Raw genomic sequence first — 18883 nt, forward strand, 5'->3', positions numbered from 1 at the left:
TCTTCAAAGTGAGCAAGTCTTATCTCAGGCTCACCAAGGAATTACAGGGACGTACATACGACCAGATGCTCGCACACACGACCATTGTGTTCGCCCGCTACATCATGTTGGCAATAGCCTCCAGAGATGCCCAAGATCCCCGAACTATCGGTGCCTTGTTTTTCGATTGCTGCGACGAACTCGACGACATCCGATTTGTAGATGCTCTTCGGTTGCTTCTGGAACTGCTCAGAACCGCCATAGAGGTGACATTGGCTCAAAGAAACGACGTCATCGAACAAGTGCTGCAGCAGTTCATCGATCGTTTACCCAGTGCGGTCAAGGAGAAATTAGCTGCCTGAGGGTGCGAAACTTGAGTTTATCACACCATATTACATGAATTCAACGACCACCAAGGTACACCCTCCTACTCGATGATACCAATGAAATGCCGTGAACAAAGTGGATGACCTAATGGATTTGCCTCCGCTTCCTCCAGTGTCCATATCTGATGATTGACCGCGGCGCAGATTTCATCTTGCGTACCGTCGATAACCTCTACCTTCCCAATGGCGCCCTCACGTAGGCTGGCGATTTGCCCTCGGTTGTAAGAGAACGCTGCCTCCGTCCGCGCAATGCGCCGAGCCCGCCAATCGCTCATGTATGGGAATCCAACTTGCCGCCCCTGCGTATACAGGTTGTTGGCGATTTCCTGCCATGTCTGGCCTGCTTTAAGTTGATCGTGCAGCCACTTGCGGAGAGCCTTCCGTGTATCCTCGTCGATACGCATCTTCGGATTCTTCGCCGGCACCACTGCACCATCTTCGTTAACACGCATACCCACCAATTCCGCGGCGCGTTCCATGCTAAACTTACGTGCGTAGGTGGCTACGCTATCCCACGTTAAGCTAATGTTCTCTTGTCGTAAGACATCCCACATGTCTTTCGCGCCGCCTTCACACGCCTGTTGGATAAGTTGCTGTACCTGTGGCCGCAGCACTTCACGCCAAGACGTCCAGTCGTACTCCTGCATGGCCTGGGCGATGGCTGCACGGATGTCCTTTTCGCTTGGTACCGGCGGCTGGCTGCCCAGGATGTCCCTGAGCTTCGCGGCTTCCTGCTGGAAGAACCTCATCATCGCATGGTACAAAGCGTCGCTGCTGACCTGCAGGGACACCTTACGCGTATCCGGATGCACCCAGACGTATCGACTGCCTACGCGGCTACGTGGATTGGCTTTGCGTCGCAAAATCCGCTCGTCCTCGGGGTCCAGCGGTTCATCCGGCCAGTTCAGTGACGGTGGCCCTGGCGGCGCGTTGCTTACGGCTGCCGCAGCTGCACCCATGGCCGCATCGGTCGTTCCCGCAGGTGCAGGAGCCTGGGCAGCTGCTTCGGCACCGGCTTGCCCTTCATCATCCTCCTGACCGCCGCCCTTGGCCTTCACGACCGGGCGGCTCACCAGAAAAAAGGCCCCGCGAAAGCCGCGTCCACCTCCTCTGGTGTTCTGGCCTTCTGGAGCTTCTCCCACACCTGGTCATGTAGGCTGTCCGGCAAAATATCGCTGTCGAACTGCCGTGGCGCCTTGCCTTGCTTCACGCGGCGCTTGCTGTTTTGTTTCCATCGTCGCAACTCCGCGAATATCGCCGCATCGTCAGGTGCCGCCGATTTCTCGACCGAGGCCGTCTCGTCGTCCTCGTTAGACAGCGGTGTGCCCCCAGTCTGGTCCGGCGAGTTATGCGACTCGGCGTATTGGTTTGCCTGGTCGATTGCCTGTTGCGCTGCATCCTGTGCCGCTTGCGCGAACGGCGGTAGGCCACCGTCCGGACCTTGCGGCGGTTGCACCGACACCGTTGTGTTCGGCACCAACGGCGTTCCGCGCAACTGATAATACCCGCTGTATTCCTGCGGCACCCAGGTGTACGGCACAAATTTCCCGATCTGGTCAATCGGCAGCGGTCCATAGTTCGTTTGAATGAACCGCGGTACCGGGTTGTCAGGGTCCGGGTCCAAGCCAGCCACGTTTTTCCGCACCTCGTCCGGACTTATGGCGCCGATTTTTACCAAAATCTCACTCGTCTGCGCCTCGGCCAGCTTGTCCTCCTTCTCGCCCAGGTCAAACCGGAATTTCAGCGGAAACCCGAAATACTCCTTGATGATTCGGGTATAAATGCCCTCCAGGTACTTGGTCAACGGTTCGAGACTGGCCCGGTACATGACGTTCTCCTGCGTCTGGCCAGTGGAGCGGTTGCTGTCGGACGTAAATCCGATTTCGTCCGGTGTCACCTTGAAAGCAGCGCAGGTTTTCCGCAACAGGAATTCAGGAAACGTCGCATCGAACTTGGCATCCTTGGCCGGGACCGGGTCTGCACCATTCGGAATCCATTTGACCTTGTGCTTCCACGCCTGGTCACCCGTCATAAAGCTGTCCCACATCTCCTGCCACTTCTTCAGTTGGTCAGGGTCGGACACATCAGGCGGTGCCTTCATGAACGTATCCGGCACGTTCCCCTCGGTGAAGTACATCAAGAAATGCCACTGCCAGCGGATGTCCGTGTTAATGGTCAGCACCAACCATTCCACCGGTGGCAAACCGTACGGTGAGCGCGGCGTCATGCGGAACGGGTGATAAATCAGTTCGTCTCGCCTGAGCCATACGGCCGGGATGCCCTGTACAAACTGGACGAATGCCGGTGCGGGCGGTTCCGGCACGCGGCCCCAAAAGTCGATGAGCGGCGCGATGGTCGTACCATCCACGATCTCGAGCGCGCCCAATTTACCGCCACGCGTTTTCCGCACGTAGATCGCCCCGGCGTCGAAACTCAAAATGTCATCCAAAAACATCTGTTGCCACGAATCAAACGGTGTGACGCCATCCGGTTTGCGGAAAAAGTCCGTGACCTGACGGATCTCATCAACCAAATCCTCATCCTCGTCCACCGTCTCATCCGGTACGATGGACCAATCCAAGCCCCGGATTTCGTCCTCGCGGCGCTCAATACAAAGCCGCGCCACATCGTAGTTCTCCAGCAAGGCCCGCATCGTCTCAAACGACATTTTGCTCTCAACCGCACGCGGCCGGGTTGCGATGTTGTACCCGGTCTCATAGTCCCATTGCCGCGGCGGCTGACCTTGCGGGAAGAACTGATCCAGCGGTCGCCCTGGCGCGAACGGTCCTCCTGTGACCATGCCCTGCTGTTGCATGGCTTGCTCCGTCTGCGGTGGCGGCTCATTACTGCCGACCACCATGCTGGCCGGTACCATGTCCCCCGGCGCCATATCGGCCGGTGCCACGCGGTCCGCTACCTTGCGGAGCACCTTGCTCACCCATTCTCGTGCGCCCATCTACTCACCTCCCTCGCGTTTTTTAAGTTCGGACTGCAGATATTCCATCCACACTGAACCATGTCCGCGGTGTCCTACCTGCCACGTCGCCAGAGCGAGTGCAATCACACAGTCGTCATGGAAGCCCTCCGGCGCGGAGTAACGGATGTTGCCCGCACGCGTGACCTCGTACTGGAACTGCTGTAACTCGTTGATGAGTACCGGAATCTCCGGGAACGTGATCTCGCCGCGCTCGATTTTCACGGCCAAATGCTCGATCAGCTGCTGTTTGCTCGTGGCGGACAGGTGGTAACCTTCGACCTGAATGCCAAGGCGTTTCACCTGCTCCAACAACGGGTCGCCAACGCCCGTAGCATCCATCAGCAGGCGTGCGCGGTACATCATGCAGATGTTTTGCACGCGATTCAGCTGCAGCGCATAGTCCACCTGGTTGAACCGGTCGAAGGCGACCACATGCCCGCGCTCGGCGTCCATGACGATAATCACCGAGAAGTCCTGATGCTTTGCTATGTCCCAACCGGCCACATAGCGGCGCCCTTCCTGCGGACCCTCAAGTACACCGCTCACGCAATCACGGATTCCACGAAACACGCCCGCGCTGTCCTCCAGGAACTCGGCCTCGTATTCCTGTCTGTACACGTCGGAGGGCAGCGTAGCACGCGCCTCCTCGATTTCTTCCGGCGGAATGTACGGGTTCGCGGACGTCGGGAACTTGAAGGACTCCCATTCCGGGAAGGCCGGGTCCTGCCCGCGCGACCAAACGCCGAAGAACCAGTTGCGGCCCTTGGGCGTAGAAACGATGATGCAGCGGCCGCCCGTATCGGAAAGCGTCGGACGCAGCGCCGCTTCCCACGCTTCCCGCGGGACCATTGCCGCCTCATCGATAACGAGAAAACTCACGCCCTCACCACGGAGCGCGTCGAAGTTGTCCGTTGAGCGAAACTCCGTGACGCCGCCAGATTTCCACTCGATGCGCAGTTCCGTCTTGGAATCCTTCGCAATGGCGTTCCGGAAATTGCGCGTGATAAGCCGGTACGCGGTCATCGTCTGGCGGTAGGTTGGAGCCACCCACCATGTCAGGGTACCGGGGTTCTCCCAGGCGGCCTTGACGATCTCGTTGGCGCAGGCATAAGTCTTGCCCCACCGGCGACCGCATGTGGCCACACGAAAACGCGCCATGCTTCGATGCATGACGCGTTGTCCGCTGTGCGGTGTGTAGAGCTTAATCTTCGCTTGTCTCATCTGTGTCTGCGTCGACATCGCCACCGCCCCACTCAGCTACGAACTGAACCTTGGTTGTAACCTCGCCGGAATGATTGATGTCTGCCTGCACGCGCTCCCTGCGGCCCCAACGGTCGGGATATCGTCTTTCCAAGTAGGCAAGAGCCGCGCGCCAGTCGCCAAGATCAGCTGCATCCATGATGGTTTTAACCCGCTTCATCTCCGCCACGGCTTCAGCTTGCTTGTAAGCGTCCCGAAATTCACGATATGGTCCACTTTTCGCCTTTTCACCTTGCTCCAGCCAGCGGTAGAAAGTCGTCGTGCTGATTCCGGACGCAGCGCAAGCGACATCGATATAGTTCCCGGCCGCGATGAACGACATCAGCTTCCTCTGCAACTCCGGCGTGAGCTTCGTCTTACGTCCTGCCATCGAGCTTCACCGCCCTCTGACCGGTGAACTCTTCCCAGCGCCGGATGACAACATCGCAATAACGCTCATCCAGTTCCAGGCCGTAGCACACACGCCCGGTCTGTTCAGCTGCCATCAACGTCGTGCCAGAACCAAGGAACATATCTAGCACAATCTCGCCTTTCTTGGACGAGTTCTGCAGCGCACGCGCCACCAAGGGAATCGGCTTCATGGTCGGGTGATCGCTGTTCTTCGCCGGTTTCTCGAACCGCCAGATGCTCGTCTGTTCGTCGGTGCCCTGGAACACCACCTCGTAGGACGGCACGCGCAGAACAACCGAATGCACACCTGATGCGAACGTGAGCAGCGTTCCCTTCTCGTCATTTGAGATGGTCACGCCGACAGACGACTCGATAACCGTGGACTGTTTACGACCGCCGTACCATGAGTGTTTGGCTCCTGGTTTCCAGCCGTAAAGGATTGGTTCGTGACGCCAGTGGTAATCCTGCCGTCCCATGACCAGCGCATTCTTGACCCAAATCAGGCACTGCTTCATGAGCCATCCGGCATCCTCAAACGCCAGCCGAAACGCCTTCCCATGTGAATCCGCATGAGCAACGTAAATAGAGCCACCCTCAACGGCGGCCTCGAAAGCATTACGGAACGCAGACAGGAGAAACTCGTAGAACTCGCGCTCGCTCATGTGGTCATTTTTAATGGTTCCGGCTTGGCCCTGGTAATTCACGTTGTACGGCGGGTCGGTAAACACCATCTGTGCTTTGTGCCCTGCCATGAGCCGCAGAATGTCCTCGCGCCTTGTGGCATCACCACAGAGCAGCAGGTGTCGGCCGAGACGCCACACATCACCACGGTGTGTGTTCGGCACCACGATTTCATCCAGCGCCTCGTCCACGTCGAAGTTGTCGTCACGGACCTCGTCGTCACTAGCGAGAGCGAAGTCGGTCATCAGCTTCTCGATCTCCGACTCATCGAAACCGGTAATGGACAGGTCAATCTCGCCTGTGTCCAGTTCTTCCAGCAGTTCCTTCAGCTTAAAGTTGTCCCAATCGCCCTCAATCTTGTTGAGCGCGAGGTTCAAGGCCTTCTCCTTGGTGTCGTCCAGATCGACGACCACAACCTCTGTTTCAGTGACCCCCATCTCCACAAGCACCTTCAGGCGTTGGTGACCGCCCACCACTCTGCCTGTTCGCTGGTTCCAGACAATCGGCTCTACCATCCCAAACTCCTCGATGCTTCGCCGGAGATTCTCGTATTCAGGATCCCCAGGACGAAGGTCAATCCGGGGATTGTACTCAGCAGGTATGAGGTTTTCCAGCTTCACAGTCTCAAGCCGCATCCCAAATCCTCTCCCACAACGGTGAAGGCGCCCGAAGGAACGAACCAACCAACGATTGAACGTTCGTTCCTCTGTCAGCGCCGGGTAACAAATTGGGCGCCCGTATCCGGACGCCCCTGGGGGATATTCACCGTTGATACCAGCATACCCCTGTTCATCCGTGGGAAAATCCAAAGAAACTAACCAAAAACTCTAAATGGCCGGTAATATGCACAGTTTCATTATGCAGAACAACGTTGACACGATCGTTGATTAATAAATGGCAACAGTAGCAGAAGGGTTATAATTTTAGTGAACGACTTTTGTGCAATAAGTTGGGAGGCATAGTTGATGCCATATGCACACGGATTAAAGCCTGGAGATGTGTTAGATAACGATAAGTTAACGCAGTTGTTCAAATGCGGAAACGCGGGTGGCATGAGACGTTCTAAAGAAACTAATAGTCTTGTACTAATTTCAGACCATACAAAGTCGTTATATGATGACCGTTGGGACGGAGACATCTGTCACTACACGGGGATGGGGCAAGTCGGAGACCAGGACATCAATTACATGCAAAATAGAACTCTAGCCGAATCAACCACCAATGGCGTAGATGTTTACTTATTCGAAGTATTCAAACCCAATCAGTACATATACAGGGGACCTGTCAAGCTAGCCGGTAGACCGTATACAGAACGACAATTAGACCGGGAGAAGAATTTGAGAACTGTCTGGGTCTTTCCTGTACAGCTTCTAGGCAACAACAAACAGCCAACAGTAACTGTCGATGAGTTGGAAGACAAACAAGCACACAGGGAAAAACAAGCTAGGAATCTCAGCGATGCAGAACTAGCCAAGCGAGCCAAAAGTTCAGGAAGCAAAGCAGGAACCCGACGCGTTTCCACAACAGTCTACGAACGTAATGAATTCATTGCTGAATATGCGAAAAGGTGCGCCAAGGGAATTTGTCAGTTATGTGATCAGCCAGCACCCTTCAGTAAAAATGGAGTTCCATTCCTTGAGGTACATCACATTGAATGGCTGTCTAGAGGCGGTGAAGACACAGTAGAAAATACTGTAGCGTTATGTCCAAACTGTCATCGCAAAATGCACATTTTGGACCTCCCCGCGGACATTCAAAAGCTGAAATCTCGGGCGCGCTCCAATGCTCAAACACTGGAATAAAAGAGGCATGCCAGGTTAAACCCTCGGTCTGTCTCTAGTGACTATTAGTACGATGAAAGCCGTATTTTTCGTAAAACTAAACCACGCTTCAAACAAAATGGGGACACGGCCAACTGATGAGTTGTACCATTATCCGTACACCCGGACATAGGAAAGTCCGTTCGCAGTATACCAGCGTATCCCCGGTCCCGATTTGCAGAAAAACCCAGCATACTCTAATAGAGGTTGTCCGAAAAGGGGGCAGAAGGCTGGGTGTCCAGTGGACACCCCAGACAAGAACTCTGCTGCGGAAGCTTCGCCGCGATGTGGAAAAGCGTACACATGTACCCGAAAACGTACACTCCACGCGCTTTTCGCCACCTCGGCTTCTCGCCCCACAGCATCTTACCTTGACTCTTTTTCGGACACGTTCTTATACAAAAACATTGATAATCATACAACTTTTGTGTGCTACACTTATCGCAGAAATGGACAAGGAGCTCAATCTTCGGCATGGAGGTGCCACATTGCACTACTATCGTTTTCGACCATCAGGGGAGCTTGCGATTAAGGAATTGATGTACGACGAGATATACTTTACTTCTACTAGGGAGTGCAATGATCCATTCGACGGAAAGACTTTCCTTACCTTCGAAGCGAACAAGGAAAGCTGGAAGCGTTTACTAGAATTCGCTTGGGGCCGCTACGATAATGTAAACAAAGCAAAATGGGAAGAGCAACTGTCGGATCATTTATCTGAAATGGCACCATTGTCTTTTGATTCTGCCCTTGGACTTGACTACACTCAATTACTACTTTCCCTTCAGTCTCCTCCGGATCCGCTTTCAGCATTAGTCCTCGGCCAATTGATTAAAAAAGTTCTCACCTTGTACAAACCAAATGATACGTACTTCGTCTCATTTTCGCGCACATGTAAGGACATTCTTATGTGGTCTCACTATGCGACAATGCACAAGGGTCATTGCTTGATTTTTAAGGCCATAGATGGCAGCCTCCGTCAGTGCCCCAAACGCAAAAGAAATGCCATCAGAAGAACCACTCGAGCCGGACTTGCACCATCTATGAGTTGGGCTATCCCCGATAGCTTTTCATTCCAAGAAGTAACTTACAGTTCAGATTCCAAGCCAGGTGATGCGTTCAGTTATTTTCCGGAATACGTATTCGGTAAGAAACTGGATGAACAGGAGCGAATCAAGCTCATCACCGAGCAGAACCGGCAGTATTTAGTTAAACATGACTGCTGGAGCTACGAAAAGGAATCTCGGCTAACTCTTTCTCCTCCTTATGGCTGGCTATTCGGAGAGAATGTTGACTTGAGCCCACAAGAAAGACTCTTTCATTATCAACCGAGTCAATTGGTTGGAATTATACTGGGAGCGCGTATGGAAGAACAACAGAAGATGCGATTCCGTGAGATAATCCGAGAGCATATGGACCGCATCAGTCGTGACGCTCATGATTATACTGCAGTTTTTGACTTTGTCCTATTCCAAGCGAAACTACCTGATACCCACCGAGAAGTTGTGGTGAGCGCAGAAGAAATTTTTGGTCTCACAGACACGCTAGACAAAAATCACCACGATTTTGATCGTCGTCTTAACAGGTGGAAAGAAGGCTGGGCTATGGTATTCCACGGACGTGGAGCATCATGGAAAAAGTTTGATTAGAACGTGTTCTACTGCGCTCCGTGCTTTGCCGAAAAGCCCCGGATAAAATGGTGCTAATGTAAAATAAACCATTTATAGCCAGCATGCGTAAATATGAAAAACGCGGTAATCGGATATACCGCGTTTTTCTGCAAACCCATGCCCCTCAGGCATGAACTTTACCCCTCCACAATGTCCTGCCTCGTCACGCGAAGCCGAGGTCGAACAACAAATTCAACTCCCCGCCCGTGAAGGTCAGAAGTTATATTATAAAGTTCGTCTTTCCTAACCGTTCGGAGCGGCCCCCAACCTTTCGGACCTTTTACCCACACTACGAACATATCGTCTTAGTTCCTCATGCCAGGCTCCCCCTCATACGATGTTTCGCAGACAGATGACCAGTTTGTCCATGGCGCGAGTCCGGATCACAAAAATGTTTTTCTCACTGTAACCTAGAGCCTCGGCCGTCTTTTTTACAGACCACTGTTTGTAGTACCGCATTTCCACGAACGAGCGTTCTTCCTCCGTTAGGGTTTTAAGTGCTTCATCAATCGAATCCACGATCAGCTTGTACTGAGCGATCTGTTCGTGAATATCGAGTGCTCGTTTGGACTCAATCCGGTCGATGGCGTATTTCTCCGTTGATGATGAGATGAAGAACGTGCCATGCGACCCTTCAGCCAAGTCATACCTGGCGGTCATACTCGGCATGATGTAGTCGAGCTGTTTTTGCAGGTTCCGAATGCCCACCTTGTATGACATATAGCACCGCAGGTGTGCTTCGATGGCACGGATAATTTGCTTCTTCGTTTCCTTCACACTTGCTCGGCTCATTAAACCACCGCCCCATCCAGGTTGATAACGTGCCATCCGTGAGACATGCGATCATTTAATTCTTGGAAGGTTAGCGGCTCGTATAGCCAAACGCGCTGCCCTTCTTCGTTCCGCCAGAGAAGGTGCCAACGGACGCTCTTCTTTTTACCTCGACTCATTGGACCACCGCCCCGAGATAATCCAGGATTACTCCACGGCCAGGCTTGACTCTGGCGCAGGATTGCCTGATTTCCTCAATGGGGATGGACTTTCTGCCGCCCTTCTGCATGGCCGTCCAGTGCAGGTTCAGCACATCAAACGGAAGGAGTCGGACCTCGCGCAGATTCACGAACTCGATCAGCATAAACGAAATACCGCCCTGCGACTGCCAGTCGAGCAGGAACTCGAACTGGTGCTGTTCGATGTTATCCAGAGGGAACCGGGTGTCGATTCTCGTGGACTTCGCATCGAACGCAATCGCACGCCCACCAGCAACACCGATGAAATCGACCGTAGATTTGCGCTCCGGAAACGCACTGACGATTTGTGCGCCACGGCGAATCATCTTAACTGGCGTAGGCACCTTCTGAATCACCGCAACGCCACGTGCGTGGTATTGACGGTTCGCGTATTCAACCAACTCTTCGAACGCCATCCCACGGTTGGCTTGACTTATCATCCAGCATCACCCGACCCGTGATTACGGCGATCCCCTAATCCATGATCCTAATGGCCGCGCACCGGTTACAGGTCCGAATCCACTGGTGATTCTCGACGCGAAGCAGGAATGAACCTCCTCCGAATTGCGGACACACACCGGGCTCCGGTGCTGCAGCCGTTGCTTTATGTGTGTTTTCGCGGTGGTCTTTGTTTCGGTCCGGATTCGGTTGTGGCTGTTCGAATTCGTCCCCGAACAAGGACAGATGCTTTGCCATATGACCACCTCACGAACCTTCGTTCGTTGGTTCGTTCATTCCAACGTTCCGCTTTTTCCAACAACGTCAATCAAGAAACGAAGTGCCATGGCGGCCACCTGAACTGCTTCCTCCCGCGTGCCCGCCGCATCATTGGCCTTGATTGAATCCCATAGTTCATCAACTTCTTCGAGCAAAACAGCATAGCCCTCATGAGCCGAATTGAACGGCGGAAACTTTTCCGATGCTCTGCGGTACTCCGACACTATGTCTTCGACGATGTCCCAATGGTAGAAGGGTTGTGTCGTCAGTCCTTGCACGTCATCCATCGGAGTCAACTCCCCTACTATCACCGACGTTTCTCTGCATTCCTCGCATCACAAGATGTCACCAGGCTCCTGGCCTGGTTCAGCGGTGTTTTGCGTACCGCACCAACCACACTTCCAGCGCATTGAGTTTTCCATCCCTCACACACTTCTTTCCTCAAACTTCACCGGTTCGTACTTTCCACCCGGATGCCGAACGACTAAGCCTTCTTTGACTAGTGCCTTTATCGACCGTGTAACCCTAGATGAGGCCTGCTGATACGTAAACCCCATGTGTAACCCGATCTCAGTCGGTCCGATTGGCCGATGGTGCTTACGGTACAGTTCGACTAAAGTGTTCCAGACTGGTATGAGCATCGTCTCGGTTCTGGCTGAAGACAGGCGGCTTTCTATCTCATCCCATCGCACCTTGTTGTCCATCCCTAATACGCTCCTCTTCACTTCGGTCGAAGGCCGAACCAAGTCGCCCTGAACAAACTTCCCGCACAGACAACTTCCAGTGGCCATAGACTCCATCCGGCAGTATTCCGCGCACCTTGCCGCATCGGTACTAACGCCAAACATCGCGATGCTTTTCAGACCGGGCCAGCAGTACTTGTCATGGGCAGCAACGTTCAACTTGTGCATCCACAGAAGGCGACGTTGCCATTTCGGGTGCATACTCATACGCTCCTTCGCTCCAGCCAACGTTGGCGCCGCTTCTCCGCTGCAGCACGTTCTTCTTCCTCGCGCATTTTTCGGACCGTCCGCAGGACCAGATAAGCCAGTTCAGCCCGTTTGCTGGCTTCGTTCCTTTCTGCTTTGCTCTTCCGCTTATAGGGGGCCAAGCAGTCCTTGCAGGCCGTTTCCAATCCATCTGCATTGGCGCTGCGCCGGTAGAAGAACTCCGATGTCGCCGGTTTTGCCTGCCCACACATCCGGCAAGTTTTGGTCTCCATAGGCTCACCCTCTCGGGCCTTTTGCTCGCTCCAACAGGTCCTGGTAACGCTTTTGCCACTCCGCGGCCTCCTTGAGTGCGATACCGATGTCCCTGCGGTACCGCCAAGCCCATATGTTGTCGTCCGGCGCCGTGTCCTGCACCTTTTTCACGTTGGCCTCCAGTTCCGCGAGTCGGTCCTCGTCAATGAGGATTCCGACCAGTTTCGGGACCGGCCTGGTGTCAACCGTGTGCTTCTTGACGTTGAAGCGCGGCTCCGAAAGACGTTTCGCCTTATTCCGGTTTCGCATTTCCGCGTTGTAGCACGCTCGGCATTTCGGTTTCAGGCCACCCTTGTAGTTGCGCCCCGCAGGGAAGAACTCGCTGGTCGCCGGGTAGACCTTGTGGCATGACTTGCATTCTTTGGTACTTTCACTCACCACAACCGACCTCCTGATGGTGATTTGAACGCGGCCTGGCGGCCGCGTCAGTCACTGGCCGAGTGCGTATATGCACGCCTTACATACGTTGCGACCGTTGAAGAAAATCAGGTCTTCCATCGAATCACAGAACACGCATCCAGGCTGATACTTCTGCATCACGATCCGCCCATTGTCGTCCACGAAGAATTCCATGGGGTCTCCTTCTTTGAGCCCCATCGTCCGGCGCAATTCCTTCGGGATTACCACGCGCCCCAAATCGTCAATGTGCCGTACAACGCCCGTCGCTTTCATGTTCATGTCCCCTCTCACTTTTTCATCTTGCGGAGCCGGTAATCGGCACCTTCGAATCTCACGATGCGTGTGTTCTCGCACATGCGGCTGAAATTCCGCGCTCCCAATTTCTCCTGCAATTGCTCACTGTGCAGGTTGGTGGTGTAAATGGTGTGCATGCCTTGCCGCGCGTTCATGACCTCGAAGATTTTGGATACAGCCCAGGATTCTGCCGACTGACCGCTGTATTCGGCGCCAATGTCATCGAGGACCAGCACGTCCACCGACTTCAGAGCCTGCAGCATGTCGCCCTCTGAGAACTCCGATTTTTTGTCGTAAGTGCTCTTTAGTTTTGTCAACATCTCGGGAACGGTGATGAAGATTCCGGTAAACCCGCGCTCCATCAACACTCGGACAATGGACACCGCCAGGTGAGACTTCCCCGTTCCGTATGGGCCAGTGAACAGCAGATTTTCAGGTTCGTCGCGGTTGAATCGGCCCGCGTACTCCCTGGCCACCTGTAACACCGCGCGCTGTTCAAGAGTGCTGGCCTGAAATGTGTCGAAAGTGGCATTACGCAAGCTCTTGGGCATGAGTGATTCATTGTCAAACACCCGGACGATACGCTCGAACTTGCGTCGTTCGTTTTCGGCCATTATCTCGCGGACGATTTGAATCTCCTTACACCGGCACCCGAATTTGAAAGTGCCGCCAGGTAACGAACCCCTCGAGATCACCTGCACTACCTGGACCGCCTCGCCGCATCCCTCACACACCTCTTTACCGAGTAGCCGCGTCTCAAACTGCCCAACCACGCGACTCATGACATTTCCGATTGGTTCCACAGTGTCACCCCCTTAAAATCCCAGTTCCTCCGAGCTGTACAGCACCTCGTTGGACCGGTCCGACTTCCCGCGTCTGCCGTACCTTGTGCCAATTCTTGCACGGCTGATCGGCGCTGATCTCGCTGGCTGACCTCGAGGCAATGCACCTCTCCCTTCTGTCTGCCAGTTGGACAGGATGCTGCGGACATACGAGAGCTTGCGCACATTCTGTAACGCGGCTTCCCTGATGGCATCCTCAATCCAGTCCACCGGGAACTCGTCCACCAGAGCTGTAAGTTCCTCCTGAACCATGGAGGACAACACACCGATCTCCGCCTCGTAGGCTTTTGCCGCCTTTGCCAAAGCGTTATCTGACGACGACAACGACGACGAGGGTTTTGAGTCGACAGCCAAGGGTGTCGTGGACCCCGTTAGTTCCTTCAAGGCACCCTGTATCATTCCGTCTCGTTGTTGTCTTTCTAAAGGTGATGGTGTAGGTGAAGGTGATGGTACGGGGAACTGCGGGGCACCGTTGTCCCCCGAGTTTCCCCGCGAATCCCCGTGGGGGTCCGTGGAGAATTCCGGGGGAGCCGGATAATCAGACTGCATCTTATCCTTCCCGGGCCTCCGATTCGACCGTTTCATATGGGTCTGATACTTGTACCACTTGTCCTCCGGGATTGCCATGTACTGCACACCGTCAACCTCATACAGCACAATCAATCCAACGTGAGCGTACTGTTGCAGGGCTGACTCTATGGTCTCGGCTGTCACGGTTTCAATCATGGGGAATACAGTGGCCTTCAACCGCTTGGCCGAAGCCCGTGCCCGCCCCCAATCGTCAAAGGCTGTGAGCAACCACGGCCAGAGCAAAGCGGCTTGCGGGTCATGCTCTGCCACGTCGATCAAACGTTCATCTTGGCTCATGTCGCTGCTCACAAAAACCTTTCTCGCCATGGAATTCACCTACTCCGGACGTCTTCCGTACCGTACGCCTTCCTTTATCCACCGCCACAAGATTGCGTACAAATATTTTCGAGCTGCATTTGGTGTCCGATTCCCGCCGACAGCAAGGTTCATCGCGCACTTAATGTCCTCTGCAGCGATGTCGTTAAGGAAGTTGAACAAACTGGTATAGTCAGGGACCTCGAAGTGCCTCGCTCTCTCAGGATCAAGACCGTTAATTTCACACCAAAACTCCATCAGTTCTGATGTCTCTCGTTCCTGACGCTCTCTTATCTGCCGACGAACTTCGTTGTATTCTCTGAGTTGCATTTCACGTTCAGCCAACAGAATTGTTCGTTCGTGAATGTCATCATCAGTCTGCGGCATTGAATCTAGCGGAACCGCACCCTTGCCACGATTGCACTCGTAGCATGCGGTCACCAGGTTTTCCATGTCGTTGGTGCCACCATCTGCAACTGGAATGATGTGATCAACTTCGAGGATCACTTGGGGCGTTGTGCGCCCACAGTATCGACAGGTAAAATTGTCGCGCTTGAAAATCTCAAACCGCAGTTTTGGGTTGATGCCCTTCCTAGTTGCCACGAGTCAATCCCCCCTCCCACCATGTGGTGTTCACCTCCCTCTCGAGTCGTTGGAACATCAATCTGCAAACGGGTCATCTTCCAATCCGAACCTAAACGCTTCGGATGTTTCCTCCGGTTCTCCCTCGGCGCCAACCTCGGGAGCAGCTTCATCAGTTTCAGGTGCCTCCGGGGTTTCGTCGACAGGTGCTTCTGGCGACGTCTGCTGATCTCCGGAAACATCAGGTGTTTCGTCTAACGGCGGCAGGTCAATGACAGGCGCCGCGTCGTCCCCCGTGACCTCCTCAACATCCCGAACAACCGCCTCCTGCATTTCGACGGACAAAATGCCCCATCGGGAAAGCATGTTACGGACCACGGTTTTGAGCGCCATGGCATCGTAGTCGGTCTCCCACACGTTCCCGGTCTTGCTGAACCGCTGGCGGTGTGCTTCGATCTGCTCGGCAGTCCAATACACGACCTTCTCGAAACCATTCACCAACCGGAAGAAGCCTGCATATCCGATCACCCGGTTCGACTTCCGTTTGGAAGGGTCGTACACCAGTTCTTCCGTGAGAGGATTCCATCTGACCAGTTCCCCTTCGCAGATCGGGAGAGCGTTGATTTTCGCGTACTTCCCGGTACGCAATGCCAACTGGACATATCCCTTGTATCCCATCTGAAAGGTGGCCATGACGCGGTTGTTTTTCTTGTCGCGGTAGGGCACGATCCACGCGTATCCGAGATTCCGGTTAATCGGAAGATCCAGCGTGGCCGCAATCATGCAGGACGAAATGATGGACATGGGCTCACACTGTTGCAGGCTTTTGTCGGAACCAACGAGGTTCAGAATCGAACTGACGTACTGCGGCGCTCGAGCTTTGAGAATTGAATTAAACCGGGACTGAATCTCCGGAGCGTTGAGGTATGCCCTCATGACCCCCAAAAAGGAGGATTCGGGAGCGGTTTGTTGCTTCGAAACCTGTGGTTTTTGAGATTTGGCCTGGAGTTTCCCTCGAACAGCTGTCGTGTCTGCCTTGGTCACAGTAAATCCCCCCAATCTCACGAAATGGTGAAGCGTCGATACACGCTGGACTTCAGGAATTGCTGGAACAGATCCGGATGCGCCGCGGCGAATGCCTTGGTATCGAATCGTTCCGTTCGCACCGGTTTCCACGACACCTTGTAATCTCCCAGGCGCCCAATCTCTTTATCCCCGAGGGCTGCCTTGATTTCGTTCGCAGCCCGATTCTTGCGCTCTTCGGCTTCTTTGATGTCCCCGCAGGCCTCAATGTACTGTTGCACCCACATCTTCATATCCTCGGGAAGTTGGACTTCCGTCGGGTCAGTTTTCTCCGCCGGGTACAGGCAATCAAGGATGTCCGTGGATGAATCGTAACCATCCAACGGTGGCGGTGTCTTTGTTTCCACGTGACGCCAAAAATCCGCCTCGATCCTGATCAGCAGGTCGATCAGATCATTGTCCCGTTCTACCTCAACCTGGTGATACCGCTGGCCGCCGATGAGGACCGCGAAGTACCCGAATTGGAGAGCTGTGACGGCGAGATAGTGCTGCATCTGCAGCATGTAGTGGTCAGGTACTTTGTCGCCTTCCCATTCGTCGGCTTTGTAGGCGCTGGTCGTCTTGATCTCCAGTACGCCCCACCCACGGCCGGGGACGCGCACCAGTCGGTCTATGTTGGCAATCATGTACGGATACCTCGGATGCACGAGAATCGCATTACGCCGCTGGACATGGAACCCTGTCTGCTCCTTGAATTCATCGGCCACCAACGGCTCCTGACGAGCGCCCCATTTGGCTTCTTCCCCGGCTTCCTCAGGTATGACCGCGCCGATCTTTTCGAGGAAGACCCGCGTCGGTGACTTCCATGGGCTAAGTCCAGCAATGGCAGCCGCATCCGACCCACCGATGCCGAACCGCCGCCATTCCAACCATTCCTCGTGCGTTAGGTGTTGCGTTTCAACGAGGACTTTGGCCGCCGTTAACCGGTCATCCCGTAATGGCGGGGCGGGCCGATTCACAATGACATCCGCAATGGCCATCAGTCGTCACCTCCCAACACCACCGCTGTGGCATGGCCCAATCGCAATAGGTATCGACCGATACATTCCTCCGAACAGAAGAACTCGCCATCGAACTCTGTGGCTTCGTCGCCCTCGAACATTTCGTTCCCACATCCCGCACAGTTGGCCACGCAATCCGGCTCAGGGGGTTCGCGCAGGATATAGGCGTCGATCATGTGCCTGAGTTCATGGATGGACTGCATCTGCATCACCCCCGAAACAGCACGGATTGAGCGACATGCATCAAATGGGAAAACTCCCACATGGAGTACAGCACCAGGACAATGCCGGGGACTTCCCATGCAACCTTAGTCCACACGTAGACCGTCCCGGATTGAGTCAACTGCTTCACTTCACGCCTCATGGTGACTGTCCCCTTGTTTTGCCCCCATCCACTCTGTTAGGATGGGGGCGAAGGATTGTTAGACTTGCTGTCTCGGTTCGCTCGCTACAGCGACCGAGATTTTTTCTTGAATCCTCTTGAAATCCCCATAGAACATGAGTAGGTCATCAAGCACCATTTGCAGGCCGTTTGTCACGCCTGACTTGAAGCCGCGTTCATACTCTCCGTCCGTGAAACGAACTGAATCGCGATTTCTTTCAGCAAATTGTTGCAGGCACGATAGAAACGCTAGGAACTGTTCCTCAAATGCCTGCATGAGCATTACACCGCTTGCCAGTGCGTTTGAACGCTTCTCAACCCGTGTCCGTTCCAACACCACGTCACCTCCTCACGCATAAAGAGTCTGTTTCAGTTGCTCCACCACTGCCTCGTATCGCAACACGCGCTCCCAACGCCGGGCGTCTGCACCGAGCATATCTGCGATATACCACCCGATGATGTCTCCGCTCTCGGTGACTTCTGCCCACTTCTGCAGCATCTGGATCGTGACGGGCCGCTGATTGTTCTCGATCCGAGACACCTCCGCACGGTCGATGTGCAGCATGCGTGCTACGTACGACTGGTTCAATCGCTTCCTTTGACGGCAGATCCTCAGGAGCGTGCCCAGGTCCATGCATTCACCCCCTTTCAGGAGCCAATAGGTCATACGTCGACCATTCACAACACCACTTTGAGTGGTGACACAACAACCCTTTATTGATGGGAATTTGCCACACGATTCAGGCTTGTTTGTGGGCCTTCTAAATCGTAGGCTTGTTCCGTGAGCAATTCTTGGGAATTGCACCAGGCTAGGAATCGTTCGCGCGGAACCCTGACCAACCGCCCGATACGGATCACAGGGAAACCGGGTTGGTAGGCAAGCTCATACGCCTTAGTGCGACCAATTCGCAGGTACCGCGCAACGTCACTCATGGTGAGGATCGGAGGAAGCTGATCCGACATACTACCGACCTCCTTCGACGACATGAGTGAGCGTCAAATAGCGCACACCTAGCGCCAGGCCCTCTTCTGCGAGATGATCCCCCCAGAATCCAATCATGGAGGGATCATCGTGACGAAGGCCGAGTTGGCAGAGCTTCGTGAGCTTTGGCGTGCCCGCGTGGCGGATTTCCGTGCCAGTGGACAAACTGGCGCGGCGTGGTGTGCTGCCCACCAGATCAAGGAGCACCAGCTGTGGTATTGGGTGGGCAAGTTTAAGGCAGAAGCGCAGGAGCGGTCGGCGTCGGAGCCACAACCCCGTTT

Annotated in this window: 23 protein-coding genes and 2 pseudogenes; 4 read left to right on the plus strand and 21 right to left on the minus strand. The window is 54.4% G+C overall.

Annotated features, from left to right (window positions below):
- Nucleotides 1-341: pseudogene (locus G463_RS23235) on the plus strand (IS4 family transposase); the annotation flags it as partial.
- 65 nt (nt 342-406) lie between these two features.
- Here the strand turns inward: G463_RS23235 and G463_RS0114750 are convergent.
- Genes G463_RS0114750 through G463_RS0114770 form a run of 5 tightly spaced genes read right to left on the minus strand, consistent with a single transcriptional unit; the run spans nt 407 to nt 6308 of the window.
- Nucleotides 407-1438, minus strand: a complete 1032-nt coding sequence (locus G463_RS0114750; protein WP_026975785.1) for a structural protein — start codon at nt 1436-1438, stop codon at nt 407-409.
- Nucleotides 1435-3321: a phage portal protein gene (locus tag G463_RS21930; protein ID WP_051322336.1), complete on the minus strand. Its 1887-nt coding sequence runs from the start codon at nt 3319-3321 to the stop codon at nt 1435-1437. The genes G463_RS0114750 and G463_RS21930 overlap by 4 nt, the downstream gene beginning before the upstream one ends.
- Entirely contained in the window at nt 3322-4512 is a 1191-nt protein-coding gene (locus G463_RS0114760) for a terminase large subunit domain-containing protein (protein ID WP_169725485.1), read from the minus strand.
- Between the two features lie 31 nt (nt 4513-4543).
- Nucleotides 4544-4972, minus strand: a complete 429-nt coding sequence (locus G463_RS0114765; RefSeq protein ID WP_026975787.1) for a helix-turn-helix domain-containing protein — start codon at nt 4970-4972, stop codon at nt 4544-4546.
- A complete protein-coding gene (locus G463_RS0114770; protein ID WP_026975788.1) occupies nt 4959-6308 on the minus strand; it encodes a site-specific DNA-methyltransferase in 1350 nt (449 codons plus the stop codon). The genes G463_RS0114765 and G463_RS0114770 overlap by 14 nt, the downstream gene beginning before the upstream one ends.
- A 330-nt stretch (nt 6309-6638) precedes the next feature.
- On the opposite strand from G463_RS0114770, the gene G463_RS22485 reads away from it, so the two are divergent.
- A complete protein-coding gene (locus tag G463_RS22485) occupies nt 6639-7475 on the plus strand; it encodes an HNH endonuclease (protein ID WP_026975789.1) in 837 nt (278 codons plus the stop codon).
- A gap of 506 nt (nt 7476-7981) precedes the next feature.
- Entirely contained in the window at nt 7982-9142 is a 1161-nt protein-coding gene (locus tag G463_RS0114780) for a DUF2971 domain-containing protein (protein ID WP_026975790.1), read from the plus strand.
- 351 nt (nt 9143-9493) lie between these two features.
- On the opposite strand, the gene G463_RS0114785 is transcribed toward G463_RS0114780, so the two are convergent.
- The 16 genes and pseudogenes from G463_RS0114785 to G463_RS24080 all read right to left on the minus strand — a co-directional run bounded on the left by G463_RS0114785 (nt 9494) and on the right by G463_RS24080 (nt 18607).
- Complete coding sequence (locus G463_RS0114785; protein WP_245575916.1) at nt 9494-9991, minus strand: sigma factor-like helix-turn-helix DNA-binding protein; 498 nt, start codon at nt 9989-9991, stop codon at nt 9494-9496.
- Between the two features lie 118 nt (nt 9992-10109).
- Complete coding sequence (locus G463_RS0114790; RefSeq protein WP_035487478.1) at nt 10110-10613, minus strand: Holliday junction resolvase RecU; 504 nt, start codon at nt 10611-10613, stop codon at nt 10110-10112.
- Between the two features lie 291 nt (nt 10614-10904).
- Complete coding sequence (locus tag G463_RS20675) at nt 10905-11177, minus strand: hypothetical protein (RefSeq protein WP_026975794.1); 273 nt, start codon at nt 11175-11177, stop codon at nt 10905-10907.
- Nucleotides 11178-11836: 659 nt separating this feature from the next.
- The gene (locus G463_RS20680; protein WP_156900242.1) at nt 11837-12112 is read right to left on the minus strand and encodes a hypothetical protein; all 276 of its coding nucleotides are present in this window, start codon (nt 12110-12112) and stop codon (nt 11837-11839) included.
- Nucleotides 12113-12116: 4 nt separating this feature from the next.
- Nucleotides 12117-12530: a hypothetical protein gene (locus G463_RS0114815; RefSeq protein ID WP_156900243.1), complete on the minus strand. Its 414-nt coding sequence runs from the start codon at nt 12528-12530 to the stop codon at nt 12117-12119.
- A gap of 51 nt (nt 12531-12581) precedes the next feature.
- Nucleotides 12582-12824, minus strand: coding sequence for an AbrB/MazE/SpoVT family DNA-binding domain-containing protein (locus tag G463_RS0114820; RefSeq protein ID WP_026975797.1), 243 nt, complete (start codon nt 12822-12824; stop codon nt 12582-12584).
- 14 nt (nt 12825-12838) lie between these two features.
- Nucleotides 12839-13648: an ATP-binding protein gene (locus G463_RS20685; protein ID WP_035487483.1), complete on the minus strand. Its 810-nt coding sequence runs from the start codon at nt 13646-13648 to the stop codon at nt 12839-12841.
- Nucleotides 13649-13660: 12 nt separating this feature from the next.
- Complete coding sequence (locus G463_RS0114830) at nt 13661-14584, minus strand: DnaD domain-containing protein (RefSeq protein WP_156900244.1); 924 nt, start codon at nt 14582-14584, stop codon at nt 13661-13663.
- Nucleotides 14585-14593: 9 nt separating this feature from the next.
- Nucleotides 14594-15175 (minus strand): HNH endonuclease, encoded by a 582-nt coding sequence (locus G463_RS22490; RefSeq protein WP_084171741.1) that lies wholly within the window; start codon nt 15173-15175, stop codon nt 14594-14596.
- A 177-nt stretch (nt 15176-15352) separates the two neighbouring features.
- Nucleotides 15353-16198: pseudogene (locus tag G463_RS20695) on the minus strand (recombinase RecT); the annotation flags it as partial.
- A gap of 17 nt (nt 16199-16215) precedes the next feature.
- Nucleotides 16216-17217 (minus strand): YqaJ viral recombinase family nuclease, encoded by a 1002-nt coding sequence (locus G463_RS20700; protein ID WP_084171745.1) that lies wholly within the window; start codon nt 17215-17217, stop codon nt 16216-16218.
- Nucleotides 17217-17441 carry a hypothetical protein gene (locus tag G463_RS0114850; protein ID WP_026975799.1) on the minus strand — a complete coding sequence of 75 codons (225 nt, stop codon included), beginning with the start codon at nt 17439-17441 and terminating at the stop codon, nt 17217-17219. Before G463_RS0114850 ends, G463_RS20700 begins: the two co-directional genes overlap by 1 nt.
- A gap of 5 nt (nt 17442-17446) precedes the next feature.
- Nucleotides 17447-17602 carry a hypothetical protein gene (locus G463_RS22975; RefSeq protein ID WP_156900245.1) on the minus strand — a complete coding sequence of 52 codons (156 nt, stop codon included), beginning with the start codon at nt 17600-17602 and terminating at the stop codon, nt 17447-17449.
- Between the two features lie 58 nt (nt 17603-17660).
- A complete protein-coding gene (locus G463_RS0114860) occupies nt 17661-17957 on the minus strand; it encodes a hypothetical protein (RefSeq protein WP_026975800.1) in 297 nt (98 codons plus the stop codon).
- A 12-nt stretch (nt 17958-17969) separates the two neighbouring features.
- The gene (locus G463_RS0114865) at nt 17970-18254 is read right to left on the minus strand and encodes a helix-turn-helix domain-containing protein (protein ID WP_026975801.1); all 285 of its coding nucleotides are present in this window, start codon (nt 18252-18254) and stop codon (nt 17970-17972) included.
- Between the two features lie 80 nt (nt 18255-18334).
- Nucleotides 18335-18607, minus strand: a complete 273-nt coding sequence (locus G463_RS24080) for a helix-turn-helix transcriptional regulator (protein WP_084171749.1) — start codon at nt 18605-18607, stop codon at nt 18335-18337.
- A gap of 85 nt (nt 18608-18692) precedes the next feature.
- Between G463_RS24080 and tnpA the strand changes: the two genes are divergently transcribed.
- The coding region (gene tnpA / locus G463_RS0114875; RefSeq protein WP_026975802.1) for an IS66 family insertion sequence element accessory protein TnpA at nt 18693-18883 on the plus strand (191 nt) is incomplete at its 3' end.

Source organism: Alicyclobacillus contaminans DSM 17975 (assembly GCF_000429525.1).
In the GTDB taxonomy this organism is placed as follows: domain Bacteria; phylum Bacillota; class Bacilli; order Alicyclobacillales; family Alicyclobacillaceae; genus Alicyclobacillus_A; species Alicyclobacillus_A contaminans.

Bases quoted from the DNA above. Each gene is read 5' to 3' on its own strand.
- G463_RS21930 (WP_051322336.1), bottom strand. From the start codon at position 3,321: ATGGGCGCACGAGAATGGGTGAGCAAGGTGCTCCGCAAGGTAGCGGAC.
- G463_RS0114760 (WP_169725485.1), bottom strand. From the start codon at position 4,512: ATGCATCGAAGCATGGCGCGTTTTCGTGTGGCCACATGCGGTCGCCGG.
- G463_RS0114765 (WP_026975787.1), bottom strand. From the start codon at position 4,972: ATGGCAGGACGTAAGACGAAGCTCACGCCGGAGTTGCAGAGGAAGCTG.
- G463_RS0114770 (WP_026975788.1), bottom strand. From the start codon at position 6,308: ATGCGGCTTGAGACTGTGAAGCTGGAAAACCTCATACCTGCTGAGTAC.
- G463_RS22485 (WP_026975789.1), top strand. From the start codon at position 6,639: ATGCCATATGCACACGGATTAAAGCCTGGAGATGTGTTAGATAACGAT.
- G463_RS0114785 (WP_245575916.1), bottom strand. From the start codon at position 9,991: ATGGCACGTTATCAACCTGGATGGGGCGGTGGTTTAATGAGCCGAGCA.
- G463_RS0114790 (WP_035487478.1), bottom strand. From the start codon at position 10,613: ATGATAAGTCAAGCCAACCGTGGGATGGCGTTCGAAGAGTTGGTTGAA.
- G463_RS20675 (WP_026975794.1), bottom strand. From the start codon at position 11,177: ATGGATGACGTGCAAGGACTGACGACACAACCCTTCTACCATTGGGAC.
- G463_RS20680 (WP_156900242.1), bottom strand. From the start codon at position 12,112: ATGGAGACCAAAACTTGCCGGATGTGTGGGCAGGCAAAACCGGCGACA.
- G463_RS0114820 (WP_026975797.1), bottom strand. From the start codon at position 12,824: ATGAAAGCGACGGGCGTTGTACGGCACATTGACGATTTGGGGCGCGTG.
- G463_RS0114830 (WP_156900244.1), bottom strand. From the start codon at position 14,584: ATGGCGAGAAAGGTTTTTGTGAGCAGCGACATGAGCCAAGATGAACGT.
- G463_RS20700 (WP_084171745.1), bottom strand. From the start codon at position 17,217: ATGGCCATTGCGGATGTCATTGTGAATCGGCCCGCCCCGCCATTACGG.
- G463_RS0114850 (WP_026975799.1), bottom strand. From the start codon at position 17,441: ATGCAGTCCATCCATGAACTCAGGCACATGATCGACGCCTATATCCTG.
- G463_RS22975 (WP_156900245.1), bottom strand. From the start codon at position 17,602: ATGAGGCGTGAAGTGAAGCAGTTGACTCAATCCGGGACGGTCTACGTG.
- G463_RS0114865 (WP_026975801.1), bottom strand. From the start codon at position 18,254: ATGGACCTGGGCACGCTCCTGAGGATCTGCCGTCAAAGGAAGCGATTG.
- G463_RS24080 (WP_084171749.1), bottom strand. From the start codon at position 18,607: ATGTCGTCGAAGGAGGTCGGTAGTATGTCGGATCAGCTTCCTCCGATC.